This window comes from Corynebacterium halotolerans (genome assembly GCF_050107895.1).
GTDB classification, from domain to species: domain Bacteria; phylum Actinomycetota; class Actinomycetes; order Mycobacteriales; family Mycobacteriaceae; genus Corynebacterium; species Corynebacterium halotolerans_B.
The window spans coordinates 22,873-42,907 of the sequence record NZ_JBNILW010000013.1 but is presented as its reverse complement, the minus strand read 5'-3'; the positions used below and the strand labels follow the sequence as shown (position 1 = coordinate 42,907).

The window sequence follows — 20,035 nt, the reverse complement described above, 5'->3', positions numbered from 1 at the left end:
GGGGGAGGTCGCCGGGGCGTCTACCGGGTCCCCGGTGCCGGGGCGGCGGCTCCGCATCGCCGCGATGGCCAGGAGGGCGACACCACAGACCAGGAAGGCGATGACCCGGGGGATCCCCGACAGCGCGCTGAGGTCGAAGAACACCAGTTTGGTGGTGGCTGCGGCGGCCAGCAGTACCCCGATGCCCAGCTCGCTGCGGTCGTCCAACGGGGTCCGGGCAAGGAGCACGACCGCAGCGAGAATCATCCACGCGACCGACACGGCGGTGTGCCCCAGCAGGTAGCCCAACCACATTCCGGTGGCCCCGCCGATCAGCTCGCCGAGGAAGGTGCCGAAGGTCACCACCACCAGCATCGACAGGTACAACCCGAGCACACCACCGAGCACCTGTGCCCAGGTGTCGAAGATGGCGAACGCCCGGAAACGCAGTGCCGCGAGGGTGATCAGGAGGGCCAGCAGAACCGCGAGTACAGCGGCGGCGGGGCCGGTCAGCCATAGGGGAGCCTTGCCCACGACATCGCCGCCCCACAGGCCCGTCATGATCAGCAGGGCCGCCAGCCACACCACCCAGGGCGTGCGCCCGAAGCGGTTCGCCGTGGACAACCAGGCCACGAATCCCAGCGCAAGCACGAGGTACAGACCCAGGACCACATCGGAGGACCAGGGGGCGAGCTGGCCGAGGGGCGGAACCGCACCCCAGATGACGACGAAGGAGACCGGCACCGCACACAGCCCGACCAGTACCTCGGACCGGCTGCGGAAGTAGAGCCCGAGACCCGCGATGACCGCGGCGAGGGCCGGAACCAGCCAGATGAAGGGCGACCAGCGGGTGAAACCCAGCTGAACCGCCAGGAGCACCACCGGAATCGCCAGAAGGACGATATTGGGGTCGCCGACCAGGTGCCGCCGCTGTGTCAGCGCCCAGTCCGAGGGCGGCGTCGCCCCACCGGGACGGACGGGCGTCGCCGTATCACCAGGTGCCCCGGAGAAGCTGGCGAAGCGGTCGACCAGGCCGATCACGGTGAAAGCCAGGATCGCCGCAACGGCCAGCGCGTTCCACATCACGGAATCCTGTGGGGCCACGAAATCCGCGAGGATCAACTGCACCAGGACCGCTCCGAAACCGGCGATCACCCGTGTGGTGAGCCAGTTGGAGCGGACCGTCGCAACCAGAGCGAGGAGGGGGAGGATCGTCACCGGCCAGGTGTCCGGGGCGGGGGAAAGGTACGAGACGGCGATGAAGCTACCCACGAGGGCCACCGCATAACTCAGCCACACCCGTTCCAGATGACGCGCCAGCCACAGGTAGATGCCGTGGATGGCCACCAGAACGAGAGCTCCCGGAAGCTCCGGCCACCACTCGAGCCAGTGGACGAGGCTGATGACCAACAGTGAGAACACCAGATAGGACGTGGTCACCAGAGCAGTGACACCCGTGGTGGCGGCGGACCGGGAGTTGAGGCGCAGGCCCGCCCCGAGCAGGACCCCACCGAGAACGGCCGTGAGCAGAACCCGGCCGAGCGGGCCCAGCCAGCCATTCTGAATGGCCAGCGCGATCAGCAGCGCCACGCCGATCACCGTGATGACCGCACCACCGATGGCGATGCCGCGGATCACCTTCTGCTCCAGGGTCAGCGGGGTTCGAGGCGGCACACCCGGTGCCTGGACCGGCGCTGGTGCCCCCGGCGGGGTGTCAGGGGCGGGCGGGGCGGCCCGGTGCCGGTCCCGGGGATAGTCAGGCAGGGCGGCGGCGTCCGCCATCGGCGACGCGGCAGTGGGCGGCCCACCCCCAGCCGGGACTCCGCGGCCGTGGGGGCCTGGGACGGTGACATGAGGTGGGGCGGTGGGCGGCACCGGCCGGTCCGGAAGACCCGGCCGAGCGGGACCTGTGGCCCTTCCCGACAGCTCCTCGAGCAGCAGCCGCGACTCAGCGACAGCCGGTTCGGCGGCCCGTAGCTTTGCCGCGACGGTGCGCAGTTCGAGATCGGTGATGCGATGTTCTCCCATGTACCGGGACATTAGCGGGCCAGCTCACCGGGGGCGGGGCAACCACGGGTTTCGTTTCGGAACCGAGATGAACGGCAGCTAAGATGACCCGCATGCCGCCGCACGACGCACACCAGAATCAGCCGGGCGCCGACCCGGCGCCGCGGACCCGGTCCTTTGAGCCGGTCGACGCCGCGCTGGTGCGGTCCCGGATCGCCGCCGGCTCTCCGGTGAACCCCTGGGACACCGGTGTGCGGCGCGCCCCGGTCGGCAGGGGGCGTCCGATGCGCATCGTCGCCGTACTGACCTTCCTCGTCGGCGTCCTGATACTCTCTGCGGCCCTGTTGTACGGCATGTTCAACAACCCGGGTATGCCGGCGGGAAGTCCGGTGGCCGCTGCCCCGACGGAGAGCACCGGGGCGGATCCGGTGCCGCCGCCGGCGCCCTCCCCGGAGCCGGCAGGGTCAGTGACCTCCGTACCGCTCAGCACACCACCGTCGGTGTCCATGACGATGCCGCCGCCGACGCGGGAGGAGTCTGTCCCGGCAAGCGAACCGGAGATGTCCACCACGGTGGATCCCGTCCGGTTCCGGGCACCGGCCGCCGCGGAGCAGTGCGCCGCCAACGTCACCTGGCGGATCTACGCCGGAACCGCGGCCACCAGCTGCCCCTTCGCCGAGAACGTGGCGGTCGCCATGGCCGATCACGCGGGTTCGGAGCACTCGCAGAGCGTGACCGTGGCCAGTCCGGTCACCGGTGAGAGCTATCAGATGAGCTGCAGCGCTGAAGGAGCGGGCTCCTTCACCTGCCGGGGTGGTTCCGGAGCAGCGGTGGTGCTCGAACACCGGGACGACATCTGACCGGGCCCGTGGTCCCGCCACCGCGGTGGCTTGTGCTTGTCCGCGACCGGTGTTAAGGTATCTCTCACTACCGCCTGGGCGATATCTCCATCGTCTGGGCCGCAAGAGGAGATCTTCCCACCTTATGCCGCCGAGCCTTCGGTTGGACACAGGTCAAGGCTAGTAGTGGTGATGTGGTCCACCCGGATCCGGCTCACTGACTAGTCCCGATGAGATCTCCCGTGCACCTTGAGGTGCACGGGTTTTTCGTGTCGGTGAAGCTCTCTGCTTGTGGTGCGGTACGTGAATTCTTACCCAAGCTACTTGAGGAGTACACATCAGCGCTGAAGCTCGCATTAATGAGCGAATCCGAGTTCCCGAGGTCCGTCTTGTAGGTCCCAGCGGCGAGCAGGTTGGCATCGTCCGAACCGATGACGCCCGCAAGCTTGCCTTTGATGCAGATCTCGACCTGGTTGAGGTCGCACCGAACGCCAAGCCCCCGGTGGCGAAGATCATGGACTACGGAAAGTTCAAGTACGAGCAGGCCCAGAAGGCCCGCGAGTCCCGCAAGAACCAGCAGCAGACTGTCGTCAAGGAGCAGAAGTTTCGTCCCAAGATCGACTCCCACGATTATGAGACGAAAAAGGGTAATGTGATCCGGTTCCTGGAGAAGGGATCCAAGGTCAAGGTGACCATCATGTTCCGCGGCCGTGAGCAGTCGCGTCCGGAGCTGGGTTTCCGCCTCCTGGAGCGTCTGGCTGATGACGTCGCCGAGTACGGCGTCGTCGAGACCCGTGCCAAGCAGGATGGCCGCAACATGACCATGGTTCTCGGTCCGGTCCGCAAGGGCAAGAAGTAACAGTAACCACTACAGGGATTTAAGGACTTAATTCTCATGAAGCAGAAGACCCACAAGGGTACCGCCAAGCGCGTGAAGATCTCCGGCTCCGGCAAGCTGCGTCGCGAGCAGGCTGGCCGCCGCCACCTCCTCGAGGGCAAGCCCTCCACCCGCACCCGTCGTCTGAAGGGCACTGTCGACGTCGCTCCGGCCGACGTCAAGCGCATGAAGCGTCTGCTCGGCAAGGCCTAACTGGTTCGCTCGTCCACTAATCCATCTCAAACGTTTTAAGGAAGTATCACCGTGGCACGTGTCAAGCGGTCCGTTAACGCCCAGAAGAAGCGTCGCGAAATCCTGAAGTCCGCCAAGGGCTACCGCGGCCAGCGCTCCCGCCTCTACCGTAAGGCCAAGGAGCAGTGGCTGCACTCCATGACCTACGCCTACCGCGATCGCCGGCAGCGTAAGTCCGAGTTCCGCAAGCTGTGGATCCAGCGCATCAACGCCGCTGCCCGCATGAACGACATCACCTACAACCGTCTCATCCAGGGCCTGCGCCTGGCTGAGATCGAGGTTGACCGCAAGATCCTCGCCGAGCTGGCCGTCAACGACTTCGCGACGTTCTCCACCATCTGCGAGGCCGCCAAGGCTGCCCTGCCGGAGGACGTTAACGCCCCGAAGGCCGCCTAAGCGCCATAGTTCGCGCACCGCGCGGAAGGTAGACCGGGTGCCCGGACAAGAGTCCGGGCACCCGGTCTTCTCTGTTTTCGGGCTTGCCGACGCTCCGCCGGGTCCCCGTCGGTCACCGTCACCGGGGCAGGGGCCGGGGTCGGGGAGTGGCCGAACGATATTTCGAACTCCGGGAGAAATCAGGGTGCTTCCTGATGCCGGATGTCCCTCGGGGACGATAAGCTCAGGGGCAGAATCAGATGACAGTCCGACCCTCCCGGGAAGAATCCGGAGCCGCGGACTTCCTCCGCCGCTCGCACGGCCCAACTGAAAGGATCCCCGATGACCTACCCCTATGGTGAACAGCAGTATGACAGCGACGGACTGCCGGTGTCCGGCAGCAGCCGGTATCAGCAACAGCCGTTCGCGAACCCGCAGGCAGGTTACCAGCAGCCGATGTACGGTCAACCCCAGTACCAGGGTGGACCCGTGCAGAACTACGGCGGCTACCAGCCCATGCCCTACGCCGCGCCCAAGTCCTGGGTTGTCGCGGCCGTGCTCGCCTTCTTCCTGGGCTCCTTCGGTGCGCACAACTTCTACCTCGGCTACCGGAACCGCGGCCTCACCCAGTTGGTGCTCTACCTGGCCGGTTGGGTCACCGCTTTCATCATCATCGGGCTCCCGGTGATCTTCGCCGTGCAGATCTGGGCCTTCATCGAATTCCTCATGATCCTGGTGCGCGGCGGCAAGTACGCCACCGACGCCAACGGTCTCCGGTTGGACTAGGCCGGGCCGAACCCGGCTGCCCAGGGGCGTCAGTGCCCCGGCAGCCGGGTTTGTCATTGGCGGGGCTATCCTTGGTAGCCATGAACCTGGATTTCGCCGAAGCTTTCACCGAGAGAACCCCGCGGGTGGTCAACGCCGCCAAACTGCACCGGGCGGCGTCCCGCCGCAAGCAGAACGCGTTTCTGGTGGAGGGGGAGAACAGCGTCGAGGCAGCGATCGCCACCGGGGCGGCACGCGACGTGTTCGTCACCGAGACCGCCGCGGATCGCTTCAGCGAGATCCTGAAAACCGCCGGTTACATGGGCGTGTACACCCACCCGATCACGGAGAAGGCCGCGAGCTCCCTCAGTGACACGGTGACCACCACCGGGCTGTTCGCGGTGTGTGAGCCGGTGCTGTGGACCGTCGGGAAGGCGCTGCAGGGCAATCCGGAGCTGGTCAGCGTACCGGTGGAAACCCGGGAACCCGGCAACGCGGGAACGCTGATCCGGCTGGCGGATGCGATGGGGGCGGATTCGGTGATTTTCACGGGGGACACCGTGGACCCGCTCGGCGGCAAGGTGGCACGATCCTCCGCGGGATCGTTGTTCCACGTCCCGGTCGCCCGGCAGGCCAACATCGATGATGTATTGGGACAGTTGCGTTCCAAGGGGTTGAACATCCTGGCTACGGCGGCGGACGGGGACGTCGACCTGGATGACGCCGAGGAACTGTTGGCGCAGCCCACCGCCTGGCTCTTCGGCAATGAGGCCCACGGCCTCGGGCCCGAGCTGCTGGCGAAGGCGGACCACCGGGTCCGGATCCCCATCCGCGGCCGCGCCGAATCCCTGAATCTGGCCACGGCGGCGTCAATCTGTCTCTATGAGTCCGCCAAGGTCCAGGCCGCGGCCCGCGACACCCGGGAATAACCGCCTGCGGAGCGGAGGAACCACGGGCACCGGATGGTCACCGCAACGGAGGAGCACCGGGCTGGGTATGATGAACGGGTCAACCACGAGGCCATACGAGTAGAAGGATCGGGAAAGACACGGTGTCTGAACAGCCTGAGAACAAGACCGACAACCCCGAAGTCGACGTGACCGAGGAGGGCCTGAGTAGCGCCGCGGAGCAGGCCATCGCGGCGTTTGACGCGGCCCCCGACCTCACGGCGCTGGAGGAGGCCCGCCGGTCGCACCTGGGCGATGCCGCACCGATTCCGCAGGCCCGTCGCGCGCTGGGTTCCCTGCCCAAGGCCGAGCGCAAGGACGCCGGTCGCCTGGTCAACATGGCACGTGGCCGCGTCGAAAAGCAGTTCGCCGAGGTGAAGAAGGTGCTGGAGGCCAAGCACCTCGCTGAAACGCTGCGGGCAGAGCGCGTGGACGTCACCGTGCCGACGACCCGTCGGCAGACCGGTGCCCTGCATCCGATCACCACCCTGAGTGAGCGGATCGCGGACATCTTCATCGGCATGGGCTGGGAGATCGAGGACGGACCCGAGGTGGAGGCGGAGTACTTCAACTTCGACGCCCTGAACTTCCTGCCGGACCACCCGGCCCGCACGCTGCAGGACACCTTCCACGTGGGGGCGGCAGATTCCCGACAGGTGCTGCGCACCCACACCTCCCCGGTCCAGGTCCGCGCCATGCTCGACCGGGACGTCCCGCTCTACATCGCCTGCCCCGGTCGCGTCTTCCGCACCGATGAACTGGACGCCACGCACACCCCGGTCTTCCACCAGATCGAGGGGCTGGCCGTGGATAAGGGGCTGACCATGGCCCATCTGCGCGGCACCCTGGACCACCTGGCCAAGACCCTGTTCGGACCGGACACCACGACCCGGATGCGGGCGAACTACTTCCCGTTCACCGAACCCTCCGCGGAGGTCGACGTGTGGTTCCCGAACAAGCAGGGTGGCGCCGGCTGGATCGAGTGGGGCGGCTGCGGCATGGTCAACCCCAACGTGTTGACCGCCGTCGGGATCGACCCGGAGGAATACACCGGCTTCGCCTTCGGCATGGGGTTGGAACGCACCCTGCAGTTCCGCAACGGCCTGTCCGACATGCGCGACATGGTCGAGGGCGACGTCCGTTTCACCCTGCCCTTCGGCGTCCGCGCCTAGAGCTTCGTCCACCCGCCGAATACTTTCCTCCGAAGGAGATCATTCACCATGCTCATTGCACATAACTGGGTGACGGGCCTGCTGCGCCATGCCAACCCCCACTGGTCCGTTTCCGCCGCTGACCTGGATGCCGGATACGTGCGCGTCGGCTTCGAGACCGAGGGATATGAGGCCATCCCCGAAACGACCGGCCCGCTGGTGCTCGGTCGCGTCGCGCAGATCGAGGAGCTCACCGGCTTCAAGAAGCCGATCCGCCACTGCCACGTCGATGTCGGCCAGGCCAACGGTACCGGTGAGCTGCAGTCCATCGTCTGCGGTGCCCGCAACTTCGCCGAGGGCGACCTCGTCGTGGTCTGCCTGCCCGGAGCTGTCCTGCCCGGCGACTTCGCCATCTCCGCCCGGGAGACTTACGGCAGGACCTCCGCGGGCATGATCTGCTCGGCCGCCGAGTTGGGTCTGACGGACAAGCAGAACTCCGGCATCATCACCCTCTCCGACGACTACGGTGAGCCGGGCGACGACGCCCGCCCCCTGATCGGCCTGGCAGACACCGTCTTTGACGTCAACGTGACCCCGGACCGCGGTTACGCGCTCTCCGCCCGGGGCCTGTCCCGGGAGATCGCCTCCGCCTTCAACCTCACCTACACTGATCCGGCACTGGTGCCCGAGGTCGCCGGGGTGGAACTCAAGGTCCCGGCAGTCGACGGTGAGCTGATCGCGATCGACCTGCGCGAGGAGACCAAGGCGGTCCGCTTCGGTCTCCGCAAGGTCACCGGCATCGACCCGAAGGCGGAGTCGCCGTACTGGCTGCAACGCGAGCTGATGCTCTCCGGGCAACGCCCGGTCAACGCCGCCACGGACGTGACCAACTACGTCATGCTGCTGCTGGGCCTGCCGATGCACGCCTTCGACGCCAACCTGATCGCCGGGGATCTGGTGGTGCGTAACGCGCACGAGGGGGAGAAGTTCGAAACCCTCGACCACGTCAAGCGCGAACTCTCCGACGAGGACGTGGTCATCTGCGACGACACCGGCATCCAGTCCCTGGCCGGCGTGATGGGCGGGGTGACCTCCGAGATCTCGGACCAGACCACCGACGTCTACTTCGAGTCCGCGGTCTGGGACCCGATCACCGTCGCCCGGACCTCGCGCCGCCACAAGCTCAGCTCCGAAGCGTCCCGCCGTTTCGAACGCGGTGTCGACGCCGCGGCCGTCGAGGTCGCCCTGGACTACGCCGCGACGCTGCTCGTGGAGATCGCCGGCGGCACCGTGGCCTCCGGCCGCACCCTGGTCGGTGGAGTACCGGCGATGCCGACCATCACGATGTCCGCCTCCCACCCCTCGCGACTGGCGGGGGTGGAGTACAGCGAGCAAACCGTGGTTGCCCGTCTGGAGGAGGTCGGCTGCACCGCCGACAGCGACGGGGCGGGCACCCTGCAGGTGGTCCCACCCACCTGGCGCAACGATCTGACCATGTCCGCGGACCTGGTGGAGGAGGTGCTGCGCCTGGAAGGACTGGAGGACATCCCGACGGTTCTGCCGACCCCGGTGGGCGGCCGCGGCCTGACTCCGGCCCAGCGGCGCCGCCGTGCCGTCGGCCACTCCCTGGCGTACAACGGTTACGCGGAGATCCTGCCGAGCCCCTTCATCGCGGACGACACCTTCGATGTCTGGGGCCTGGACGCCAATGACCCCCGCCGCAACGTCGTGAAGGTGCAGAACCCGCTGGAGGCGGACCACTCTGTCCTCGGCACCACGCTGCTGCCCTCGATGCTGGATGCCGTGTCCCGCAATGTCGCCCGGGGGCGCGCTGACGTCACGCTCTTCGGCCTGCAGCAGGTCGCCTTCGACCGCGGCACAGGGTCACCGATGCCCTCGGTGGCCAACCGCCCGAACGACGCCACCGTGCAGCAGCTGCTCGGCACCCTGCCGGTCCAGCCCCTCCACGTGGCCACTGTGGGTACCGGTGACCTGGATCAGAGCGGACCCTGGGGGGCCGGCACCGCTTATAGCTACGCCGACGCCATCGAATCCGCCCGCATCGTGGCCCGGGCCGCAGACGTGGAACTGGAGGTGGCCAACGCCGAGCAGCTGCCGTGGCACCCCGGCCGCTGTGCCGCGCTGAAGGTGAACGGCGAGATCGTCGGCTACGCCGGTGAGCTGCACCCCCAGGTGCTCGAGCGGCTCGAGTTGCCCGCGCGCACCTGCGCCATGGAGCTCGACCTCACGGCACTGCCGCTGCAGGAATCCCTGCCGGCCCCGGTGCTGTCCTCCTTCCCGGCACTGCACCAGGACATCGCCCTGGTGGTGGAGGAGAGTGTGCCGGCCGAGCAGGTGCGTGGCATCGTCGCCGAAGGTGCCGGTGCACTGCTGGAAGCGGTGGAGCTCTTCGACGTCTACCGTTCCGGGCAGCTGGGTGAGGACAAGAAGTCGCTGGCTTTCTCACTGCTCTTCCGGGCGGATGACCGGACGTTGACCGATGAGGAAGCCAACGAGGCGCGACTGCGCGCCGCAGAACTGGCGAAGCAGAAGGTGGGCGCCGAGATGCGCGCCTGATAGTTCTCCATCGCTTTGAAGCTGGCCCGGTTGCCTCCGCGTTCCGCGGGGAGGTGACCGGGCCGGGTTGTTTCCGGAACATATGGGCCAGCCGGTGGGCGGATTCGGGGGAAGTCGTCCTGGTGCCCGATGGAAGCTCCGGCTACCGACGCCCGGGCCGCGCAGGGGACACCTGGGGTAGGGGTGTGCGGCGGTCGGGGCAACTGTGTTCGCAGCTGTCGAATAGGCGAAGCTGCCTGGAACAGACAAGCCGGCGACGAGGGGGAGTCGCTGTCCAGTGGGCGTTGCGTGACCGCCGGTTGGTGCCCGGTGGTCACCTTCCCGGGACTCGATCCTCTTTTCCGGCTGTCGTTCATTCAGGCGGCATTGCTGTGGACGGGTTACAACGGGTGCACCGGGCTGCTCTGTCCGCGCGCTGCTGAGCCACGCGTTCTCTGTGGTGGACCCGACCCGGTCCGCCAAAAACTGGGGGACCCTGTTTATGGGGGCGTTATTCTTACGGCTGAGAATCATTTAACTTCTGCAGCGAGATATTCAATTTTCCGCTCCGGTCTCGCCTGCTAAAAGTCTTCGGGGGTGCCCTCATAATTTGAGGAGGTGCTGTTACTTGCCGATTCTCCAGAGAAAGTACCCCCGAGAAAAGTAGTTCCTTTTCGATCCTCTTCAATTCAGGCAAAACTTATGCTCAAATATCGACAGGAAGAGGGAGAATTCCGAAGTGGTAGTACTTACCGCTGGTCACACCTTTATTTCCACTTCCTGAAGTGCATTGTGGTGCGACCATTAAAGGCTGGAACTTCCGGGAAAGGGTACCTAAATGCGGGTGAAATCATCCATTAGAAATGTTCTCAGAAACAGTCGCATTGTCCTGTCGGGAACTATTACGGTTCCGGCATTTCGGGAAGTGTGGAATAAATGATGACATCTAAAAACGATAATCCACCGACGGTCCGTTCCTTCTCGACCCGGGAAAGTGCCATCTCCGGCGTCCGAATCCAGCGTGCCGGCTGTTCGGCTCCCCGGGCATTGGGCGGCGGCCTCCCGCCCCACCGCTCCACCGGCGGGTTCTCCCCCTCAACTGACGGAGCACCGACATGGCCCTGATTCCGGAACAGAAGACAACCAGACCACCATTGAACTGGCTTTCCGTCGGGGGGATCCTCTTCCTCCTCGATGCGACCGCCTGGACCGCCGCCATCCACATTGCTGCGGTGCTGCGCTATGAATTCGAGATCAGCAAGGTGCACCTGGACATGTGTCTGTGGTTCTCCCTGGCTGCGGTGTCCCTGCAGTTCGCCTTGGGATCCCTGCTGCGCATCTACCGGAGGAAGCAGCGGTCCTGGGCGGTGGCATTCGAGGAGGTGTCCGCGGTCGGTGCGGTCGCGGGCGTCGTGGGCGGCCTGCTGTTCATCGTCTCCCTGATCTTCGGCTCCGAATGGCAGATCTCCCGGGGGAAGATGCTGATCGCCACACCCCTCGCGCTCGTGATGATGCTCGGAGTCCGTTACCTGTCCAGAATCCTCACGCAACGGGCTCTCAGGCCCAGCTCCGGGTCGACCCGGGTGCTGGTCCTCGGTGGCGGCTACGTCGGCGCCAACCTGATCCAGTGGATGATGCGCGACCCGTCCTCCGCCTTCCGTCCGATCGGCGTGCTCGACGACGACCCCAAGCTGTCGCGGGGCCGGATCCGTGGGATCCCCGTGCTGGGCACGCTGGACGACATCGAGCGGGTCGCCCAACTCACGGGCGTGGAGGTACTGATTGTCGCCATCAGTGCCGCAGAACCACAGCTCCTGCGTCGGGTGCAGGACCAGGCGGGCAGGACCGGGCTGGCCGTGAAGATCATGCCGCCCCTCGGGGACGTGGTCACCCACGGCGTGCGGGGCAATGATCTGAGGGATCTGTCGATCGAGGATCTGCTCGGCCGGGAGTCGGTGGAAACCGGGGTGGCGGAAATAGCCGAGTACCTGACGGGTAAACGGGTCCTGGTCACCGGTGCCGGCGGGTCGATCGGCTCGCAGTTGTGTGTCGAGATCGCCAAATACGCCCCCGGCGAGCTGATCATGCTGGACCGGGACGAGACAGGACTCCAGGGAGCGCTCATCGCCGTGGAGGGGAACGGGCTCCTGGACACGGACTCCGTCGTCCTGGCGGACATCCGGGACTCCGAGGCACTGACGGGAATCTTCCGCTCCCGGCGGCCCGATGTGGTGTTCCACGCCGCAGCGTTGAAGCATCTGCCCATGCTGGAGCAGTATCCGGCGGAGGCGTGGAAGACCAACGTCCTGGGAACCCTCAACACACTCAAGGCTGCAGAGGCCGCCGACGTGGAGACCTTCATCAATATCTCCACGGATAAAGCGGCCAACCCCACCAGCACACTGGGGCACTCCAAGCGGGTCGCGGAGATGCTCACCGCCGGGTTCGGCCACCGGAGCGGGAAGCGGTACCTCTCGGTGCGTTTCGGAAATGTGATCGGGAGCCGCGGATCGATGCTGCCGACGTTCATGCGGTTGATCGAGGAGGGTAAACCGTTGACAGTGACGCATCCGGAGGTGACGCGCTACTTCATGACCATCCCCGAGGCGTGCCAGCTGGTCCTGCAGGCAGGAGGCATCGGACGGGTGGGGGAGGTGTTGATCCTCGACATGGGCGAACCCGTGAACATCCTCAGCATCGCGCAGCGGATGATCGCCCTGTCGGGCAAGGACATCGAGATCATCTACACCGGTCTCCGCGAGGGCGAGAAACTGCACGAAGAGTTGGTGGGCGAAGGGGAAAGCGAAGAACGTCCTTTCCACCCCAAGATCTCACACGCGCAAGCCGGCATAATTTCGCCACTTGACTTAAAAGAAGATGACTTCATGGCCGCACTCGGCAGAAACAAAAGAAAAGAAAGCGCGGTCACCCAATGAGCAGTACCCGGATCCACCTTTCCTCTCCGGATGTCACCCAATTGGAGGAGGATGCCCTTCTCCGGGCGATGCGCTCCGGTTGGATCGCGCCCTTGGGCCCGGAAGTTGACGCGTTCGAGGCCGAACTCTCCGCCTTCTGCGGTAGATCCCATGCGGTCACCCTCTCCTCCGGAACGGCTGCCCTGCATCTCGGGTTGTTGATCGCAGGTGTGGGACCGGGCGACGTGGTACTCACGTCAACCTTCACGTTCGCTGCCACAGCCAACGCAATCATCTACACGGGTGCGGAACCGGTCTTCGTGGATGCCGATGAGACCGGAAACATGAACCCGGACCTCCTCGAGCAGGCATTCGAGACCCTCGCGGCTGAAGGCCGAAGCGTCAAGGCTGTCGTGCCGGTGGACATGCTCGGGAAGATAGCCGACCAGGAGCGGATCGGAACCATCGCCTCACGCCATGGGGCAGTGGTCCTCTCCGATGCAGCGGAGTCACTGGGCGCGGTGCGCAACGGTCAATCCGCCGGAGCCTTCGGGGTGATGTCGGCGGTCTCCTTCAACGGAAACAAGATCATGACCACCTCGGGGGGAGGCGCACTGCTGACCGATGACGGCAACATCGCCGACCGGGTGCGGTACCTGGCCACACAGGCCAGACAACCCGTGGCCCACTACGAACACATCGACATCGGTTACAACTACCGGATGTCCAATCTGCTGGCAGCCCTCGGGCGAGCTCAGCTGTCCCGCCTCGCAGAGATGATCGAACGACGCCGCCAGCTCCGAGTGGACTACCGGGAACTGGTGCGCGACGCGGCCGGGGTGGACGTCTTCGGCGAGCCTTCCGGAGCTGACGGCGGCGCAACCCGGGACAACTTCTGGCTGACCTCGCTCATCGTCGACCCGGACCGGGCGGGATTCAACGCCGAGGACCTACGGCTGTTTCTCGCTGACCACAACGTCGAGGCCCGTCCGTTGTGGAAGCCGATGCATCTGCAGCCGGTCCACGGTTCGCGCCGGGCATTTGTGGACGGAACGAGCGAGCGACTATTCGCCACGGGCCTGTCACTTCCGAGTGGATCCGCTCTCACCACTCGTGAACGTGAGACCGTCTTCGAGACCACCAGGACATTTCTGGAGGGGCGACGATGAACATTCTGCTTTCTTCGGTTGGTCGCCGTCCCTACCTCGTGCGGTGGTTCCGGGAGGCGCTCGCAGCCAACGGGCAGAGCGGGTCCATCATCGCCGCCGACCTGGACCCGACGGCCCCGGCGCAGGCCGTCGCCGATGATTTTGTACTGGCACCCCGGGTGGGTGATCCCGGCTACCGGAACTGGTTGGGCGAGCTGCTCGCGGAACGGCAGATCGGTCTCGCAGTCTCGATCAACGACTTCGAGCTATCAGAATGGGCGCAACTGCCCCGTACCCAGGAGTGGGAGGCGCTGGTTCGGCTGACTCCGCAGACCCAGGGCCTGGTGGAGGACAAGTTCGCCATGGGGGAGGTACTGAACCGGTTCGACGTCACTAACCCCCGCACCTGGTTGGGAGGCGATAAGTCCCACTCCGGTGGCCGCTATGCGCGGTACGTGACCAAGGGAAGATTCGGTAGCGCCTCCCGAGGACTCCGGTTCACTGACGCCCTCGGCCTGGAGGCCGCGGTCTCCGCGGCCGCCCGGGAAGTCACCACCCGACAAGGTCAACCGGCACTCGAGCAGATGGAGATACCGCCGGAGGATCTCGTCATCGTGCAGGAACAAATTGTGGGTGAGGAATACGGACTTGATGTCGTCTGCGACCTGGAGGGAACCTTCGCAGGTGTCCTGGCCCGACGGAAGATTGCCATGCGCTCAGGCGAAACGGACCGGGCTGAGTCGGTTGAGGGACAGATGTTCGAGCAGCTCGCCCGACGCGTAGCTCAGGCCGTGCCACACCCAGGAACCATCGATGTTGACGTGATCATCAATAAAGCGGGCGTGCCATTCGTCATCGACATCAACCCCCGGTTCGGCGGGGGATACCCGTTTTCTCATCTCGCAGGCGCGCGCATTCCCAATGCCTACATTGCGTGGGCCGCTGGTCTCCCCGTCGCCGAGGAGTGGTTGGCCGCTGACGCCGGAGTAATCGGCGGGAAATTTGTGGAGGCGGGAAGGATCTCATGAGTACGTCAACCACGTTTGCAGAGACCCGGAGCCTCGTCACCAGGCAAGGACACATCAAGCTAAAGAGAGTGCTCGACACTGCGATCGTCGTTCTGAGCGCGCCACTGACACTTTCAGCGGCTGCGGTCACCGCCGCCCTGGTCCGCGTCAACCTCGGCCGTCCCGTGCTGTTCAAGCAGGATCGAGTGGGGTTGGACGGCCAGCAGTTCGAGCTCCTGAAGTTCCGTTCGATGCTGCCGGAAACCGACGCCGAGGGGCAGTTTTTGTCGGAAGAGGAGCGGTTGACCAGTTTCGGTCGTCTGCTCCGCCAATCGAGCATGGATGAACTACCCCAGCTTCTCAATGTTCTCCGGGGCGAGATGTCCCTGGTTGGGCCACGGCCGCTGCTGACCGAATACATTCCCTACTACACCGAGACCGAGCTCACCCGCCATTCAGTCCGTCCCGGCATTACCGGTGCGGCCCAGGTCAGCGGAAGAAATTTTCTCGATTGGGACGATCGACTGGCCCTGGACGCCCAGTACGCCAGGGAAGCGACACTGTTCGGCGACCTCAAAATACTCTGGCAGACCTTAGTCGGAGTGGTCCAACGCAAAGACACCGCGGCGGAGTCCTGGGTGCTCAATGAGGACCTCGACGAATACCGCAGTTACCCCTCCAACGCAGTTTTCGCGCTCCGGCGAATTGAACCACGCGATGTACCGACCTGCGTGCGTTGGTTCGCCACGGAACAGCCGCCGGAGATCGCCGGGGTGGAAGATAACGGGACCACCACCGGAGTGATGGCGTGGCTGCACGCCGCCAGGCTGGACCAGCAGCGGAAGGACCTGGTGGTCTACGACCTCGACACCCGCCGCCTGGTGGCGATCGCCGGCTATCGGACGGATCCGTCGGCCGCCGGTTCCCGGATCTATTTCGTGATGGATCCGGAGCAGCAGAAACACCTGAATGAGGACGCTGCGCTGAGCCTGCTCGTGCAGTTCATGAAGCAGCGGGGCGACGTACACAACGCCTCGGTTGAACTGTCACGCGAAAGTGCGGGAGCGATCCTCGAGTGCCAGCGGCACGGCTTCATGATCGCCGAGGACCGCCTGCCCGGGAACCGGGTGCGGATGGAGGCGACATGGTAGGGCACATCCCGCTCCGTGAGTTGTCACCGGCGGGAACCGGCAGCTCACCGGCCGCGAAGAATCACACGTCCAGCCGTAGGCGCAGAAGCCTCTCACGCTGGGCAGCCGGAAGCTCCGGGCTAAACGCAGGAGATGGGCGGCGGAGTCATCTCACCGGCCCGGGTAAGCGCCGGAGGACCGCAATCACCGGCGTCGAACACATCGGTTACCACTCAGGAAGGCAGCTCTCATGAAGATCCTCATTGTCTCGCAGTACTATCCCCCGGAAAATGCCACGCTCGCCTCCACGATCGCAGAAGGTCTGGCAGAAGGAGGCCACTCCGTCCGTGTCCTGACCGGATTCCCGAATTACCCCGACGGCGTGATCTTCGAGGGACACAAGCAGAAATGGCGACAACGTGAGCTGATCAACGGCATCGATGTCCTGCGGGTTCCCCTCTACCCGGACCACTCCATGAACGCGGTGGCACGTGCCGCGAACTATGCGTCATTCGCGATCTCAGCCAGTACCGCGCGGGCGTTCGCGAAAGACGTCGATGTCATCTATGTCTATGCGACGCAAATGACACCGGCATTGGGTCCCTGGCTGTGGCGGATCTTCGGTGGCGCACCCTACGTCCTCCACGTCCAGGACCTGTGGCCGGACTCGGTGGTGGGGTCATCACTGGTGTCCGGGTCGAGGTCCTCCCGGGTCATCGAGGCGGCGCTGTCACCCTGGCTCACCACGGTGTACCGCAATGCCGCCGGCATCATCGGGATCGCTCCCACCATGGTGGAAACGCTGGTCAGCCGCGGGGCACCGGAAGACCGGGTCAGCCTGATCTACAACTGGGCCGACGAATTCGACACGGAGCCCCCCGCACCGCAGACGACCGGAGATGGCACCACGAACATAGTCTTCGCCGGCAACGTGGGCGACATGCAGAACCTGGAAACCGTGGTGCGCGCCGCACACCTGGTCCAGGACACGGCGATCCGGGTGACGATCATCGGTGACGGAGTCGCACTGGACCGTATCAAGGGCCTCGCGGAAGAACTCGACGTGCAGAACGTCGTCTTCCAGGGGCGTGTCCCGGTGGAGGAGATGCCCGCGATCTGGGCCGAGGCGGATTTTGCCCTCGTGACGCTTCGGGACTTACCACTTTTCCGGGGAACGATCCCGTCCAAGTTCCAGGCCGCGCTCGCCAACGGGGTCCCCGTCATCACCAATGTCCCAGGCGACCTCCGCGGACTCGTGGAGGACCTGAACATCGGGTACACCGCTGAAGTCGAGGATCCCGCCTCCCTTTCCGAATGCTTCGTCCGCGCCAGCGAATTGGACGACGCGGCATATGAAGAACTCAGAACACGAACCGCCAGAACCTATCTCGAACACTTTTCATGTTCGGCCGCCATAGCCGCCATCGAGGCCGAGCTCGAGAAGGCGGCAGGAACGACGAAACCGACGTCCCCACGACCCACAACACTCGTGAAATAGCAGAAAACCCACACCAGGAGCACTGAAATGATCAACCAGACACCATCTCCAGTCGAAGGTTCAGTCGTCACGATCACGGGCGGAACCGGTTCGTTCGGATCAACCATGGCACAGAATCTGTTGGCCCGTGGCGCCAAACGCATCAACATCTTCAGCAGGGACGAGGCCAAGCAGGATGACATGCGGCGCCAGTTCAACGACGAGCGTCTCCGCTTCTTCCTCGGCGACGTGCGCAACGCCGGCAGCGTCGCCCCCGCCATGCGTGGCGCCGACTTCGTCTTCCACGCCGCAGCACTGAAGCAGGTTCCCTCCTGCGAGTTCTTCCCGGATCAGGCGGTTCTCACGAACATTGTGGGCAGCGAGAACGTCATCAAGGAGGCGGCAGCCGCCGGCGTGCGTTCGGTGGTGTGCCTGAGCACCGACAAGGCCGTCTACCCGGTCAACGCCATGGGGATGTCCAAGGCGCTGATGGAGAAGACCGCCCAGGCGTTCTCCCGGAATTTCCCCGAGAGCGGGATGACCGTCTCGATCACCCGGTACGGCAACGTCATGTACTCCCGCGGCTCCGTGATCCCCTTGTTCGTCAGGCAGCTTCAGCAGGGGCAGCCGCTGACCCTGACCGAACCGAACATGACACGTTTCCTGATGTCTCTGCAGGATTCGGTTGACCTGGTCGAGCACGCGTTCCGGAACGCGGAATCCGGTGACCTCTTCATCAAGAAGGCGCCCGGGGCCACGGTCGAGGTCCTCGCCAGGGCAGTCGCCAGTCTCCTCGGAAACGAGAACCCGGAGATCCGGGTGATCGGCGTCCGGCACGGCGAGAAGATGGATGAGACCCTCCTCAGTCGGGAGGAGATCGGGAAAGCCCACGACGAGGGGGACTACTTCCGGGTGCCGCTCGATGCGCGCTCACTCCAGTACGAACAGTATTTCTCTGAGGGGGAGACCGAAATCGCCCGGACGGAGGACTACACCTCGGCGAATACGCGTCAGCTCACCGTGACGGAGACGAAGGAGCTGCTCTGCCGGCTGCCGGAGATCCAGGCACTGCTCGCAGCCACGAAACTACCCCAACTCGCCTCCTGAGACCTGCGGCGTGTGAGAACAACGGACCAAATTGACCTCTAGAACCCGGGAAGTGTTGAAAATGAGCGAGTGGAAGATGATCATGCGGGCAATTCGCTCGCGATGGTGGATGGTACTCATCGTGGCCGGACTGGTGGCGATGCTCGTGGGATGGGTGAGTTCCCAACGGGAGCAGCAGTATGAGGCGACGGCGAGAGTCGGCCTCCAGGTAAACGTCGGGGCCGACGAAACCGCCACGACGTACTCCCTCTACGAGGGCAACCAGGCGGCGGCGGCAAAGGTCGCCACATATGCGCGCCTGGTCGACTCCGACCGGCTGCTGGAGATCGCGGCCCGGAACTCGCGGTTTTCCCTCGACGATCTCCGGGGCGACGTCTCCGCCATACCGGTGCAGGACACCGTGCTCTTCGACGTGACGGCGACGGCCAACAGTTTCGCCGCAGCCACAGCGAAGGCCAATGCCGTCACGAGGGCCTACCCGGACTTCGTGGACGAGATGGAGACGCCCGGCAGCGACACTGCTCCGTTGGCCTACGCGGTAGTGACGGACGATGCCGACGGTTCCGGTTCTCCGATCGCCCCGACGAATATCCAGATCGCGATTCTCGGGCTCTTCGGTGGGCTGGTGCTCGGGCTGACCGCCGCGGTGCTCTCGGACCTGCTGGACAAACGGATCCGGCGGACCGAGGATCTGCGTGAGGTAATCGGAGCCGTGCCGTCCATCGGTGAGATCCCGACGGCGAAGGGCCGCGGCTCGGGACCGCTGATCAGTTTCCAGACCGGGTATTCCTCGGCGGCGGAATCAATGCGGACGCTGCGCACCCAGGTCCGCTTTCTCGGGGCGGGGGAGCAGATCTACCTGGTGTCCTCGGCGGTGCCCGGGGAAGGAAAGAGCTTCGTCGCCAGTAACCTCGCCCGCGCGTTCGTCGAAGCCGGGGACCGGGTACTGCTGATCAACGCCGATCTTCGGGCACCGACGATCGAGCAGACGTTCCGCCTGTCCTCGGCCGTCGGTCTCTCCAACGTGCTCGCGGGACAGATCGACGCGGCCGACGTCATCGTCGACGGAGGTTCCAGGAACCCGGACATCATTCCCTCGGGCCCGATCCCGCCGAACCCCTCCGAACTGCTCGGCCACGACCGGATGAAGAAGTTGCTGAACGAGGCGCGCAAGCAATACGACGTCATCATCATCGACACCCCGCCATTGACAGCGGTGACCGACAGCCTGGTGCTGGTACCCCAGACGGACGCCGTGATCATGGTCGCCCGGATCGGCGAGACCAAGTCGACCGAACTGATGCGCGGCCTACAGCTGCTCAGGGACGCCGGCACCACCACGTGCGGCATCGTGGCCAACGGCACCGCGAAGAACCGGGCCCTGGAAAACGGGTACGGATACGCGTACGGCCGCCCGCCGGAGCTGACCGTGAGCCTTAGGCAGGAGAGCGCGGCGGAGGAAGCCCCCGCGGTCGAAGTCTCGGCGAGGCAGTGACCGCCGTG

General features: G+C 65.1%; 15 protein-coding genes and 1 pseudogene. 15 read left to right on the top strand and 1 reads right to left on the bottom strand.

The window, feature by feature from the left end; translation table 11 throughout:
- Positions 1-72 precede the first annotated feature (72 nt).
- Positions 73-1,062: pseudogene (locus tag ACQCVD_RS12275) on the bottom strand (DUF2339 domain-containing protein); the annotation flags it as partial.
- A gap of 1,037 nt (positions 1,063-2,099) precedes the next feature.
- Here ACQCVD_RS12275 and ACQCVD_RS12270 point away from each other — a divergent pair.
- The 15 genes from ACQCVD_RS12270 to ACQCVD_RS12200 all read left to right on the top strand — a co-directional run bounded on the left by ACQCVD_RS12270 (position 2,100) and on the right by ACQCVD_RS12200 (position 20,027).
- Entirely contained in the window at positions 2,100-2,846 is a 747-nt protein-coding gene (locus tag ACQCVD_RS12270; protein WP_426824054.1) for a hypothetical protein, read from the top strand.
- 316 nt (positions 2,847-3,162) lie between these two features.
- The gene (infC, locus tag ACQCVD_RS12265; protein WP_426824109.1) at positions 3,163-3,684 is read left to right on the top strand and encodes a translation initiation factor IF-3; all 522 of its coding nucleotides are present in this window, start codon (positions 3,163-3,165) and stop codon (positions 3,682-3,684) included.
- A 36-nt stretch (positions 3,685-3,720) separates the two neighbouring features.
- Positions 3,721-3,915: a 50S ribosomal protein L35 gene (rpmI, locus tag ACQCVD_RS12260; RefSeq protein ID WP_426824053.1), complete on the top strand. Its 195-nt coding sequence runs from the start codon at positions 3,721-3,723 to the stop codon at positions 3,913-3,915.
- A gap of 51 nt (positions 3,916-3,966) precedes the next feature.
- Positions 3,967-4,350 (top strand): 50S ribosomal protein L20, encoded by a 384-nt coding sequence (gene rplT, locus ACQCVD_RS12255; protein WP_426824052.1) that lies wholly within the window; start codon positions 3,967-3,969, stop codon positions 4,348-4,350.
- A gap of 321 nt (positions 4,351-4,671) precedes the next feature.
- Positions 4,672-5,115 carry an NINE protein gene (locus ACQCVD_RS12250; protein ID WP_426824051.1) on the top strand — a complete coding sequence of 148 codons (444 nt, stop codon included), beginning with the start codon at positions 4,672-4,674 and terminating at the stop codon, positions 5,113-5,115.
- 80 nt (positions 5,116-5,195) lie between these two features.
- The gene (locus ACQCVD_RS12245; protein WP_426824050.1) at positions 5,196-6,023 is read left to right on the top strand and encodes a TrmH family RNA methyltransferase; all 828 of its coding nucleotides are present in this window, start codon (positions 5,196-5,198) and stop codon (positions 6,021-6,023) included.
- 122 nt (positions 6,024-6,145) lie between these two features.
- The gene (gene pheS, locus ACQCVD_RS12240) at positions 6,146-7,213 is read left to right on the top strand and encodes a phenylalanine--tRNA ligase subunit alpha (protein ID WP_426824049.1); all 1,068 of its coding nucleotides are present in this window, start codon (positions 6,146-6,148) and stop codon (positions 7,211-7,213) included.
- Between the two features lie 48 nt (positions 7,214-7,261).
- On the top strand, positions 7,262-9,769 hold the full coding sequence (pheT, locus tag ACQCVD_RS12235) for a phenylalanine--tRNA ligase subunit beta (protein ID WP_426824048.1): 2,508 nt from the start codon (positions 7,262-7,264) through the stop codon (positions 9,767-9,769).
- Positions 9,770-10,902: 1,133 nt separating this feature from the next.
- The gene (locus ACQCVD_RS12230) at positions 10,903-12,684 is read left to right on the top strand and encodes a polysaccharide biosynthesis protein (protein ID WP_426824047.1); all 1,782 of its coding nucleotides are present in this window, start codon (positions 10,903-10,905) and stop codon (positions 12,682-12,684) included.
- Positions 12,681-13,832 (top strand): DegT/DnrJ/EryC1/StrS family aminotransferase, encoded by a 1,152-nt coding sequence (locus tag ACQCVD_RS12225; protein ID WP_426824046.1) that lies wholly within the window; start codon positions 12,681-12,683, stop codon positions 13,830-13,832. The genes ACQCVD_RS12230 and ACQCVD_RS12225 overlap by 4 nt, the downstream gene beginning before the upstream one ends.
- Entirely contained in the window at positions 13,829-14,839 is a 1,011-nt protein-coding gene (locus tag ACQCVD_RS12220; RefSeq protein WP_426824045.1) for an ATP-grasp domain-containing protein, read from the top strand. Before ACQCVD_RS12225 ends, ACQCVD_RS12220 begins: the two co-directional genes overlap by 4 nt.
- Positions 14,840-14,907: 68 nt before the next feature.
- On the top strand, positions 14,908-15,969 hold the full coding sequence (locus tag ACQCVD_RS12215) for a sugar transferase (RefSeq protein ID WP_426824044.1): 1,062 nt from the start codon (positions 14,908-14,910) through the stop codon (positions 15,967-15,969).
- A 229-nt stretch (positions 15,970-16,198) separates the two neighbouring features.
- Positions 16,199-17,446, top strand: a complete 1,248-nt coding sequence (locus ACQCVD_RS12210; RefSeq protein WP_426824043.1) for a glycosyltransferase family 4 protein — start codon at positions 16,199-16,201, stop codon at positions 17,444-17,446.
- Positions 17,447-17,473: 27 nt separating this feature from the next.
- A complete protein-coding gene (locus ACQCVD_RS12205) occupies positions 17,474-18,532 on the top strand; it encodes a polysaccharide biosynthesis protein (RefSeq protein ID WP_426824042.1) in 1,059 nt (352 codons plus the stop codon).
- Positions 18,533-18,593: 61 nt separating this feature from the next.
- Positions 18,594-20,027: a polysaccharide biosynthesis tyrosine autokinase gene (locus tag ACQCVD_RS12200; protein WP_426824041.1), complete on the top strand. Its 1,434-nt coding sequence runs from the start codon at positions 18,594-18,596 to the stop codon at positions 20,025-20,027.
- The last annotated feature ends 8 nt before the right edge of the window (positions 20,028-20,035 follow it).

Excerpts from the sequence above, each read along its gene's own strand:
- ACQCVD_RS12250 (WP_426824051.1), top strand. The coding sequence starts at position 4,672 with ATGACCTACCCCTATGGTGAACAGCAGTATGACAGCGACGGACTGCCG.
- ACQCVD_RS12205 (WP_426824042.1), top strand. The coding sequence starts at position 17,474 with ATGATCAACCAGACACCATCTCCAGTCGAAGGTTCAGTCGTCACGATC.
- ACQCVD_RS12210 (WP_426824043.1), top strand. The coding sequence starts at position 16,199 with ATGAAGATCCTCATTGTCTCGCAGTACTATCCCCCGGAAAATGCCACG.
- rpmI (WP_426824053.1), top strand. The coding sequence starts at position 3,721 with ATGAAGCAGAAGACCCACAAGGGTACCGCCAAGCGCGTGAAGATCTCC.
- ACQCVD_RS12200 (WP_426824041.1), top strand. The coding sequence starts at position 18,594 with ATGAGCGAGTGGAAGATGATCATGCGGGCAATTCGCTCGCGATGGTGG.
- ACQCVD_RS12270 (WP_426824054.1), top strand. The coding sequence starts at position 2,100 with ATGCCGCCGCACGACGCACACCAGAATCAGCCGGGCGCCGACCCGGCG.
- pheT (WP_426824048.1), top strand. The coding sequence starts at position 7,262 with ATGCTCATTGCACATAACTGGGTGACGGGCCTGCTGCGCCATGCCAAC.
- ACQCVD_RS12245 (WP_426824050.1), top strand. The coding sequence starts at position 5,196 with ATGAACCTGGATTTCGCCGAAGCTTTCACCGAGAGAACCCCGCGGGTG.
- ACQCVD_RS12220 (WP_426824045.1), top strand. The coding sequence starts at position 13,829 with ATGAACATTCTGCTTTCTTCGGTTGGTCGCCGTCCCTACCTCGTGCGG.
- ACQCVD_RS12225 (WP_426824046.1), top strand. The coding sequence starts at position 12,681 with ATGAGCAGTACCCGGATCCACCTTTCCTCTCCGGATGTCACCCAATTG.